At 48.6% G+C, this 10,000-nt stretch carries 8 protein-coding genes; 6 read left to right on the forward strand and 2 right to left on the reverse strand.

Annotated elements, in window-relative coordinates:
* The 5 genes from LDL40_RS02210 to LDL40_RS02230 form a co-directional block, all read left to right on the forward strand.
* Positions 1-1,971, forward strand: a 1,971-nt coding sequence (locus LDL40_RS02210) for a TonB-dependent receptor (protein ID WP_300993347.1), incomplete at its 5' end; no start/stop codon positions are given.
* A gap of 109 nt (positions 1,972-2,080) precedes the next feature.
* Positions 2,081-4,702: a glycoside hydrolase family 3 protein gene (locus tag LDL40_RS02215; protein WP_300993350.1), complete on the forward strand. Its 2,622-nt coding sequence runs from the start codon at positions 2,081-2,083 to the stop codon at positions 4,700-4,702.
* A gap of 99 nt (positions 4,703-4,801) precedes the next feature.
* Complete coding sequence (locus tag LDL40_RS02220; RefSeq protein ID WP_300993353.1) at positions 4,802-5,887, forward strand: sensor histidine kinase; 1,086 nt, start codon at positions 4,802-4,804, stop codon at positions 5,885-5,887.
* Entirely contained in the window at positions 5,880-6,737 is an 858-nt protein-coding gene (locus tag LDL40_RS02225; protein ID WP_300993355.1) for a LytTR family DNA-binding domain-containing protein, read from the forward strand. The genes LDL40_RS02220 and LDL40_RS02225 overlap by 8 nt, the downstream gene beginning before the upstream one ends.
* Positions 6,738-6,851: 114 nt before the next feature.
* Positions 6,852-7,301 (forward strand): hypothetical protein, encoded by a 450-nt coding sequence (locus LDL40_RS02230; protein ID WP_300993357.1) that lies wholly within the window; start codon positions 6,852-6,854, stop codon positions 7,299-7,301.
* Between the two features lie 172 nt (positions 7,302-7,473).
* On the opposite strand, the gene LDL40_RS02235 is transcribed toward LDL40_RS02230, so the two are convergent.
* A complete protein-coding gene (locus tag LDL40_RS02235) occupies positions 7,474-7,614 on the reverse strand; it encodes a hypothetical protein (protein WP_300993359.1) in 141 nt (46 codons plus the stop codon).
* Between the two features lie 291 nt (positions 7,615-7,905).
* Positions 7,906-9,321: a serine hydrolase gene (locus LDL40_RS02240; RefSeq protein WP_300993362.1), complete on the reverse strand. Its 1,416-nt coding sequence runs from the start codon at positions 9,319-9,321 to the stop codon at positions 7,906-7,908.
* 144 nt (positions 9,322-9,465) lie between these two features.
* Between LDL40_RS02240 and LDL40_RS02245 the strand changes: the two genes are divergently transcribed.
* Positions 9,466-9,753, forward strand: a complete 288-nt coding sequence (locus tag LDL40_RS02245) for a hypothetical protein (RefSeq protein ID WP_300993364.1) — start codon at positions 9,466-9,468, stop codon at positions 9,751-9,753.
* Positions 9,754-10,000: the final 247 nt, after the last annotated feature.

Consider the following 10,000-nt stretch of genomic DNA (forward strand, 5'->3'; position numbering starts at 1 on the left):
GACGCTCCGGTTATTGCCGAAGGCTCCTATCAGGGCATAGGCCAAACTTTAACCCAGCGCGAAAACTGGTGGATAGATGCGGCAGGTACAGATCCTGAAGCGCAAAAAGTGCGGGCTTTAACCGCTGCGGATAAAAGCGATTTTTACAATAACGCCAATGAACATTCATTCCGCGTCAGCACCTTGTGGGAACCTGCTGCAGGTAATTTCTCTAACCATACGGTGTTCCAGTATTACAAAAATGACAGTGCCGGCTCAGTGGATATGGTCAACTGTGACAAATTGCGTGGCAGATCAACAGAAATGGGGGGCGACTGTTCTAACTTTTTACCCAGCGACAATACCTATCAGGCTGTTGTGAACGTGCCGGGTAAGCTGGAGCTGGATATCACCTATCTGCGCAACACCTTAAACTATGAACTGACCGACGAGTTAGATCTGGTCTGGTTGGCAGGTTATGAGGATATGAAGCGCCAATCGGCTCAGGATATTGAGACGGGGCTGGATGTGTGGGACGGCGCTATGTTTTTCCTCGATGGCACTGGAGCACGTTCTTACTCCACTGAGCTGCAGTTGCAGTCGGATGAACTGGGTGATTTAGTCTGGATAGCTGGTGTAAACCTGTTCCATGAAAAAACCACCACAGTGGGTTATTACGACAACCCTATGGATGACAAGGCATTTTGGGACCAGCCCGACCGCTCTACCGACGCTTTGGCTGTGTTTGGTCAGGCAACGTACAACTTAAGTTCTGATTTGCACCTGACCCTGGGTTATCGCTTCAGCGACGAAACCAAAGAAGACGTAGGTGGCCGTACTTTACGTTGTTCCAATGCCGATGGTTGTGCACCGGGCTGGTATAACCGTACAGTCTTATCCAATTTGCCAACCAATGCATTTGAAGATCCGTCTATCTATAAATCCTCTTTTGCCAATGACAATAAAGGCAGCTGGCGCAACCACGATTTCCGCTTAGGTCTGGATTATGATCTGACGGAAAACACTATGGTCTACGGTTATGTGGCCTCAGGTTTTAAAGCTGGTGGCATAGGTGACGTATTCGAAGTGGTCAATGACAGAACAGGTCAGGTACAACGTATTGAAACCCAGTTTGACCCTGAACAAGTGGTGACCTACGAGCTGGGCACAAAAACCAGCTTGTTAGACAACTCACTGAACTTGCAAGCTGTGTTTTTCTATACCGACTACACAGATATGCAGTATGCCTCAGTAGGTTCTGTTGGCACTGTGGAACGACTGGCTCCGGTCGAAAACCCGGATGGCAGCCCTGTGCTGGATGCCAATGGTCAGCCTGTGCTTGATTACCGCAATATGCCGGTGGTGGCTTACTACACCCAAAACGTGCCGGGTTCGACCATCAAAGGTTTAGAACTGGAATTTGACTGGAAGCCGTACCCAGCTGGCCGTATCAATGGTTATGTCACTTACACGGACGCCGAGGTGACTGAAGACTGGATCACCAAGTGGGATTACGACCCGGAGTATTTGTTTGGTTTGTCTTATGAAGAGTCGATTGACCCGGAAAACGACAGGCTAACCACCAACCTCAAAGGCAATCAACTGGCGATGGTACCCAAATACACCGCCAACTTAAGCTACACCCATAGCTTTGATTTGGGCAGTTACGGTTTTATCCATGGTTGGTTTAACTTAAGTTGGAAAGATAAGTCCTACAACACCATCTGGAACGTGGACAGACATCTGGACGATATGGACTTTGCAGTGTCTGACGAAGCCGTTGCTTACATAGACGATCGCAGAGACGCCCATACCTTTGCCAATGCTTCACTAAAATATGAGCCTGTGGGTCAGCTATGGTTTGCTGAGGTTTTTGTCAGCAACGCCACAGACGAAACAGTGCAGCAATGGAGTAATACAGGCAAAGGCTTCCCGAAAGGCAGTTTTAATATGCCAAGGTATTACGGTGTACGCGCAGGCTTTAATTTCTAAGCTTTCTTACTAATGCAGAAACCGCTCCGTCGTACTGAGCGGTTTCTTTTTATCCGGCGTTTCACAGCAGATTGGGTGGTGCGCCGTGACCACGCGAAGGAACCTATTGATGATCAGTACCAGGATCACTAAATCTCTCAATAAAAACCGCAACAAAAAGCAAAGTCTGGCTGTGCTGAGTTTCATACTGGCTGCTACCTCAGCTCAAGCCACAGCAAGTCAAAGCGGGGCCACTGCAGAGACAAAAACTCAACCTGCTGCAGTGCAGTGGCCTTTTGTTAATACCGGCTTAAAACGCGACCCGGAACTGGAAAACATACTGGACCAGATCCTGGCGCGCATGACTCTGCAGCAAAAAGTGGCGCAGATGATCCAGCCGGAAATTGGCTATTTGTCCGTCGCGCAAATGCGTAAATACGGCTTTGGTTCTTATCTCAACGGCGGCAATACTGCACCTTATGGTCGAAAACAAGCGACAACGGACGTCTGGTTAAAATATGCCGACGAAATGTATGAAGCTTCGGTGGATGCCAGCCAGGACGGTAGCCGGATCCCAACCATTTGGGGCACAGACGCTATGCATGGCCACAGCAATGTCTATGGCGCCACTTTGTTTCCACACAATATTGGCTTAGGTGCAGCCCATGATCCGGAATTGATCCACCGTATTGGGGTAGCCACAGCCAAAGAAGTCGCAGCTACAGGTATTGAATGGAGTTTTGCCCCTACGGTCGCCGTAGTGCGGGATGACCGCTGGGGCCGCACTTATGAGAGTTACTCTGAAGATCCGGCCATAGTCAAAGCTTATGCTGGCCAGATGGTGTCGGGCTTACAAGGCACTTTGGGCAAAGATTTTCTGCAGGGTTTTGGCCGTATTGCTACAGCCAAACACTTTGTGGGTGATGGTGGTACTGAAAAAGGTATAGACCGTGGCGACACGCTGATTGACGAACAAGGCCTGCGTGATATTCACGCCGCAGGTTATATGACAGCTATTGCAGCTGGTGTGCAGTCAGTGATGGCGTCCTTTAATAGCTGGAATGGTGTGCGTTTGCATGGTCATCAGTACCTGCTGACCGAGGTTTTGAAAAACCAAATGGGGTTTGATGGCTTTGTGGTCAGTGACTGGAACGCCCATAAATTTGTGGAAGGTTGTGATTTAGAGCAGTGTGCCGGCGCTATTAATGCCGGTGTCGACGTACTGATGGTGCCAGAGCACTTCGAAGCCTTTTACCACAATACCATTCGTCAGGTAGAGCAGGGCATTATTCCGCAAGCACGTATTGATGATGCGGTGCGTCGCTTTTTACGGGCAAAAATTCGCTGGGGTTTGCTGTCGCGTGGTAAACCGTCCAGCCGGCTTGAGTCCGGAGCAAATGCGGTATTTAACAGTCAGGCGCATAAAGACTTAGCTCGGGACGCTGTACGTAAGTCGTTGGTGCTGCTGAAAAATAACCAGCAGATATTGCCGTTGTCGCCGAAAAGCCGGGTGCTGGTGGCTGGCGATGGTGCTGATAACATTGCTAAACAGGCCGGTGGCTGGAGTGTGTCCTGGCAGGGCACAGACAACACCAATGCCGATTTCCCTAATGCCACGTCGATCTACCAGGGCATACGTCAGCAGGTGGAAGCCGCAGGTGGTCAGGTGGAATTGGCTGTCGATGGTGACTACCGCAAAAAACCAGATGTCGCGCTGGTGGTGATAGGTGAAAAACCTTATGCCGAATGGTTTGGCGATATTCAGCAACTGGAATACCAGCATGGCGACAAGACTGATTTAGCCTTAATTAAAAAGTTAAAACAGCAGGGCATTCCGGTAGTCACTGTGTTTTTAACTGGCCGTCCTTTGTGGACCAATAAAGAGATCAACGCCTCCGATGCTTTTGTCGTGGCCTGGTTACCAGGTTCAGAAGGGCAAGGTGTGGCGGACGTGCTGCTGGCCGATAATGCAGGCAAAGCCCGTTATGATTTCCAGGGCAAGCTAAGTTTTTCCTGGCCGAAGTACGATCACCAATTTGTATTGAATAAAGGCGATGCGAATTATGACCCCTTATTTGCATACGGCTACGGCTTAACTTATGCCGACAAGAAAGACCTGGGCCAATTTACAGAACAAGGCTCCAAAGTTGCAGTCGCTGGCAGTGATGATGGTATACAGCCACTTTTTGTCCGCAATTTAGCTGCGGATATGGCCTGGGTGCTGTCTGACAACAGCACTGGCAACAGCGCTGCGCAAAACGCCACTTTGATTACTACTCCTTATGGTGTGAGTGCAGACGGCACAAGCCTGGCGATGCAATCGGTCAACTTGTCCTATCAGGAAGACGGTCGACAGCTGCGCTGGAATAGTGCGGCCAAAGCTTCAGCCAGCCTGCGGTATCTGAAGCCTGTGGCTGCCAGCGATTTCAGCAAAGCCAAAGCCCTGCGTCTGAGCTTGCGGGTTGATCAGCAAGTGCCGGCGGAACTGAACCTGGGCGTGCTCTGTGATCAGCAAGGACTGTGTCAGCGTGAGCTGTCGCTGGTTAAAGCTCTGACACCGTTAAAAGCCGGAGTATGGCATACTGTCGAGGTGGCGCTGGATTGTACGGATAATTCCAGGCTAAAACGCGTATCAGATGCTCTGATCTTTAGCTCCAGCGGGCAACATAGCCTGGCTGTGGCTGAGATGGTGCTGACTGCACAACAGAGTGCAGCAGCCAATGGCACTGTGCAGATCAGTTGCGCCAACTGACCTGTCCGATCACAGCAAAATGGTGAATAACAGTGAATAAATAAAAAGTGGTGTCGGCAGCGGCACCATTTTTTGTTTCTTTCGAAGTGGAAAAACATAGTGTTGCAATCATTAAGTCGTAATCAATTGTTCTGGCTCTGTCAATGTGGCGGCTGGGCTGTGTATGCTTTACTGACAGCTCTGATGATCAAAATTCCCAGCCAGGAACCCTGGCAAGTGGGCCTGCCGCATCTGTTATTGGATACCAGCTTTGGCTTTCTGCTCACCCTGTTGTTAAGAAACTGGTACCGCCGCAGCAGTACCAGGCAGGTGAAGGAAAAAATTCTGCTGCATTTGCCAGTGATTTTACTAAGCTGCCTGGTTTGGACTCAGTGGAAATGGCAGACGCTGCAGTGGTTGTATGGCCAGTTCTGGCAAGCCATGACCTGGTTTGACTTTGGTACCTGGAACTCGGCTTCTTTAACCATGTTATTGACCTGGACAGCCTTGTATTACGCTTCCAAAGCTATCTTTGAAACCATGCAGCAGCGACAAAAAGCGGCTGAGGCCATTCATTTAGCCAAAGAAGCCCAGTTAAAAATGCTGCGTTATCAGCTCAATCCACATTTTATGTTTAACAGCATTAACTCCATTTGCACCTTAATTTTAAAGCAGGACAATCAGCACGCCGTGTCTATGCTGGAAAAGCTGTGTGATTTGTTGCGTTACAGCCTATACACAGACCCTTTAGCCAAAGTGACAGTGGCGGAAGAAATTCACATTTTACAAACCTACTTTGACGTCGAACAGTGCCGCTTCAGAAACAAACTGAATGTGTCCATAGTGGCGGACGATGAGGTGAAGAACCTGCTGGTGCCTTCGCTATTGCTGCAACCTCTGGCAGAAAATGCCGTGAAACATGGCATGAAAATGTCGCAGCAAAGTTACGCTATTTCGGTCAGCTTTAGTCAACAGAATGGCCAGCTGCTGATCCGCATGCTGGACAATGGCTGTGGCTTTAGCCCCCAGCCAGAAAGCGGCACGGGCGGCCCATCTGCCGGTATAGGCCTGCACAATTGTGAAGAACGTTTAGCGCTGATTTACCCCAACCAAAGCACCTTAAGTTTTGGTAACAGGGAGCAAGAGGGCGCCTGGGTTCAAATCAGCATTCCAAAAGAATTAGCGGGCGGCCAACAAGGTGAATAATCTGAGCATCATTAATACGCTGATCGTAGACGACGAACCAGCCGCCATTGAAGGCTTGCGACTGAGGCTGGCAGCTTTTCCGCAGATCCGGGTGATAGCCGAGGCCCACAGTGTTGCTGAAGCGGTTCGTAGCATTGACGCGCAAATGCCTGAGCTGATTTTTCTTGATATCGAAATGCCAGAGCAAACAGGCTTTGACCTTATTCGCCAGTTGCAGCCCGAACAGTGTCCGGCCATCGTTTTTGTCACGGCCTTTCATCAACATGCGGTGAAAGCTTTTGAAGTGCGGGCTCTGGATTACTTATTAAAACCTGTGAAAGCTGATCGATTAGCAGAAGCTATAGCCAGAGTGAGCGAACTGAACGCCGTTCGCGCTGACAAAGCGCAACTGCTTTCAGCTGTGGCCGACATCACGCAAACTGAAAGCGCAAGCCTTGAGCAGAATACAGTGCAGAGCTCGCTGCAACACAACGAAACTGACGCAGACACCGGGGCCAATCAATCACAATACTGCATAGAACGTCAGAAACTGGTGATCCAGGACGGCCGCAACCCGATTCAGCTGATTCCTTATCAGGACATTATCTGGATAGACGCCGCCGGTGACTATATGTGCGTGCATACCCAAGCCGAAACCCATGTAATGCGGGCCAGGCTCAAAAGCCTGATCGACGAGCGCCTGCCCGATGTGTTTGTCCGTATTCATAAATCGACAGTTGTGAACCTGAGCTATATCGAAAGCCTGCAACCGCTGAGTAACTCTGAATACAAGGCTATTTTACTCAATGGCAAGGTGCTTAAAGTAAGCCGCACTTATGCCAGAGCGCTAAGACAGAGGTTATTGGGGTAGGGGGCGGCGCTCTGTAGTTTCTTTTGTTGCAACTTAAATCTAACAAAAAAATTACAGATGACAACAAAGCGAAAATCAGCGAGCATGGAGTCTTTCACACACAGGGACTACTTCATGAACTTTAAACTGGCGTTTCATTACCTGAGTTACCTGCAGTACCCATTGATGTTCACTGCTCTCTACTTTGCTTTTAGCCCCTATCTGGCAGGTTTTGCTGCACTAAAAGCCAACCCGTCGATCATTTTTACCAGCCTCAACACAGCGCTGATTTTTATGGGCCTTGGCATCAGTTTCTCGTCCTTACAGGACACCACAAAAATGCAGAACACCTTGTCACAAAACATCTGGCAAAACCCCGCTAAAGGTAAACTGATGATCTGTCTTATGTGCCTGATGATTCTGGTGTTTTTGCTGCTGGGTTTAGTCGGCTACTTTTACAGCGCCCCTGGTATTCTGAAAGACTTATCGGTTGGCACCATAGTCATGGCCCTTGGCATGTTCGGTTTTCTAAAAGCCGCCATAGAGATTTTTGAGCATCATCGACTGGATAAAAACAGCCTGTAGGAGGGCTGCTTTTTACTGTAAAAAGCACTGTAATTTGAAGGCTAGGTCACTAGCCATCACTGGCCTTGATAGGGTTATTAAACTGCCTGATAACGCCCTGGCAGGAGCCAGCAGTGCGCTTAGCTGCTGCTTTAGATAGTACGAAAATAATCGTTTGACCAGGGCAATATACTTAGAGCACTTTGCCCACAGACGAACCTATAGTTACACCAAAGCTCATGATAACAACAGCAGCAACAAATGCTGCTAATACGACTAGGCCCACCTTCTGAGTTTTAGGCACTGAGTTCCACCAGGTTTTAAATTGATTCATTATGTGCTCTCCCTAAATAATTGAACTTGAAATTACTCAGCTATAACGCTTGGTTATATCGATGCAGCTGTCTGGCGCAGGCTGTTCCGTTCCAGTCAGGCGTTTTATGGTTGAAACGCAATGAAGCAAGATGTCAGGTGTTGGTAGTCTCGTGAACTGAGCCAGACATATACCTTACACACAAAGCCAGGATTGACGCAAATGTAGGCCCAAAGTCAAATAGTGCTAGCTCTGCAAAAGGACAATAACACAGCCCCAATAGTCCGGCTTTGACCATTGGTGCTGGGCGTATTACTGATAAAGCGCTATTAACTCGTTAATTTTTCTGCGCATTGGGCCAACAACACCGGATTGGTTGGCCAGAATAACAACCACAAACCCCTTATCAAGGTGAATATCTAACCTGCTATCGACCCCCAAATAAGCCCCGCTGTGGCCCACGATGCGATTGTCCGGCTTGCCACCCACAGCAAAGCCATAACCATACCAGGGGGCAGAATTAAACTCTGTTTTGGCTGAATAAGCTTGCTCCGTCAGTGCTTTGCCCAGCAGTTTGAATTCGGTCAGTGCCAACGCGAATTGGTATAAATCGTCAATGGTGGAAAAGCCGCCACCAGCCGGGCTGCCTTTAATTTCTCTGGTGTACACACTGTCGACCCAGTCGTCGCTGTGCATCCGTTTTAAATAGCCAGAGGCTATGTTTTCTGTGGTCGAATCAAGTTCAAAACTGCCCGAACCAGGCATGTTGGCTTTGTCGTAGATGTGCTTCTGGATATAGTCGTAGTAGCTTTCACCGCTTACTTTTTCAATCACTAAGCCCAGCATCAGCATGCCGGAATTGCTGTAACGGTTTTGGCTGCCCGGCGTAAATAACAGTTCCGACTTGGCAATCAAGGGTTTATACCCGGCTAAGTCTCTGTAGATCTCTTTATTGCTTTGAATAAACTCATCATTAAAAAAATTGCCCAAGCCTGAGGTATGAGTCAGTAGGTGCCGGATAGTGATAGCCTCGGCATGTTTCATTGGCAGCCAGCTTTTATCGACGAACTGGATCAGTTTGTCATCAAACTTCAGCTTGCCTTGTTCAATCAGCTGCAAGGCCGCAATAGCGGTAAACATTTTGTTCATCGACGCTAATGAAAATCGGGTATCCACAGTGTTTTTCACTTTCCAGCGCCTGTCAGCAAAACCCACGGCGTCTTTAAAGATCACCTCTTTGCCTTTGGCCACCAAAACAGCACCAGAAAATGCGTCATGACTGGCTAAGTTGTTGAGAAAGCCTGAAAGCTCCTGTGCAAACTCCCTGGCGGATACCGGCGTTTTGGCTTGGTCAACCGCACCAGCAGAGAGGAACTCAAAGTAGTTTATTTTGTGCGGTTCTTGTGGCTCTTTGTTAATGGTCAGGTTGTATTTAAATTGATTGTTCCCGGAAATCACTTCAAACACATCATTGCCATCAGCGTCTGGCAGGGTTTTGACAAAGGTCAGTTTGCCATAGGTGGCCTGGTCGCCCAGAAACATATCCACCTGAGCATCAAGGCCATAAGTGTCGAGCTGGCTCTTTGCCATATGCTCGCTAAGGTACTGAATAATTTGAGCCCGCTTGCCCTCGTTAAACATCTGGATAAAGGCAGGCTCGACTTGACTGCCTGCACACAAAGGTAAAGACCAGATAAAAACCGACAACCACACTACATATGCTTTCATTAACGCCCCTTGTCTTTTTTAAGAATGATGCAAATACACGGCCCCCGCAGTCAGCGCTGCGGTTCAGGCTTAGTTTCCAATTAAGGTTGGCACAACAATGAAGGAGTTCGGGTAGCGGCTTTACAACACAGCGTCCGCAGGTAGATGCAATTCCCTTTGCTTGTGAAACCTGATGTTAAATATTCTGCAACAGAACAAAAACAAATCTATCAGCAAACTTTTGCTTTGAAAACAGCTTGTTGTCAGAAAACCGAGTGCCTGATAATCCTGCTGTTTCTGCTGCTGGGTTTGGTCGGCTACTCTTACAGCGGCCCTGGTATTCTAAAAGACTTATCCGTCGGCACCATTGCACTGGCGCTTGGTATGTTCGGTTTTCTATACGCCGCCCTAGAGATTTTTGAGCACAATCGGCTGGATAAAAACAGCTTGTAGCTGAAGGGGTTATATTCTGTCGCAGCGACAATCCGTATGGAGTCTGGACTGGCGCTGCGACTTATATTTTGATTGGTTTTAAGGACGGCTTTGAGCGAATTGCGGTTGTTCACTACATTGGATTTCGAATAAAACGAATGTCGGCTTTGCAGTTAAACGAATTTATCGCAGACCACAAGCGGGCAAGCGCACTATCGCTCAATTAAAAGAAGAGGTGAAACACTGGCATCAGAAATACATCCAATCG

It is taken from the genome of Rheinheimera sp., assembly GCF_020217005.1.
Lineage (GTDB): Bacteria > Pseudomonadota > Gammaproteobacteria > Enterobacterales > Alteromonadaceae > Pararheinheimera.